The organism is Pelagicoccus sp. SDUM812002 (assembly GCF_031127835.1).
In the GTDB taxonomy this organism is placed as follows: domain Bacteria; phylum Verrucomicrobiota; class Verrucomicrobiia; order Opitutales; family Opitutaceae; genus Pelagicoccus.
In genome coordinates, this window is record NZ_JARXHX010000097.1 from 1 (window position 1) to 1,066 (window position 1,066).

General features: G+C 46.3%; 1 protein-coding gene. It reads right to left on the reverse strand.

The window, feature by feature from the left end; all coding sequences use genetic code 11:
- Positions 1-228: 228 nt before the first annotated feature.
- Complete coding sequence (locus QEH53_RS23840) at positions 229-633, reverse strand: hypothetical protein (RefSeq protein ID WP_309025742.1); 405 nt, start codon at positions 631-633, stop codon at positions 229-231.
- Between the last annotated feature and the right edge of the window lie 433 nt (positions 634-1,066).

A 1,066-nucleotide genomic window follows, 5' to 3' on the forward strand; every position in this document is an offset into this window, starting at 1 on the left:
TTAAACTGGCATAGGACTGGGTTGGTCATCTTAGGGCTAGGGTAACTTGGGTATCGGCTAAGCTTGGATTCTCTAGGTCAAGAAGTCTAGTTCACGGTTCGAGGATGTTGTCTCCTTCGGATCTAAAACTCTCTCAAAGTAATTTTCTTCATAAGTGGCTAACGCCAAAGTCTCACGACGAGCGCTTGCGCTCGTTGTGAGCACTGCCTGGTTCTGTAGGATTTTTCTTCATAGGTTTAGATCTCTTTTCTTCCTCAGGTAGGAGTCGTAGTCGAAGAGCTTCTTGGCTGCAAACATGACTGCGAACAACAGAAGTAGGCCCATTCCGATCGTTCCATAAATCATCATATTGTAGATTAGCAGGATGCAGAATCCTGCGATCGAAACAAAGCCGACTCGACTCGCTTCCTTTTTTTCTATTCCGACTATTACTGCAGTCGCCAGAAAGAGAAGGGCTACCGTTGCGTACGAGACGAGGTAAAAAACGTCTCCTTCGCTTCCGAGACTGGCTAAACCGAAAACAATGGCTAAAACCAAGAATAGTCCTGAGGTGTATCCTTTCGTTGATACGCTCGTTTTCGTCGGACTACTGTTGAGTCTCCGGTTATGTAGCCGTTGTCCAAGTCTAGTCATTAGTTTTTACAGAACGCCGAGCTCAGACGCGAGCGCTTGCGCTCGTTGTCTGAAGCGACTGGTTCGCTGGTTGATCGTTTGAATTAGGGTGGGGTTCGACTTGTGGAATCTTCACATCGCTTTTTCTTTTAATTGGAACGTAGTTTCGGTCGCCTTCGATTTGTTCGAGTCATAAATTAATGCAGGATCAGTCTTTCTAAAAGGAACGTCGTGTGAGTCGATCTCGCCTAGGATCGATCCGTAATTACCACTGCAGGATCTTCATCTTATGTCATTGGTTTAGAAAATGGGTACGACGACGTGTTGTTTGTTTGATTCTTCTTTTTCTATATTTAGCGAACGCTGAGGTGTCACGCGGAGAGGGCGCAGCCCTCGGAGTTGTGACCACCGACTTGATATGTGCAGTTTCTTTCAGTGTAGGGCTGAAACGTCG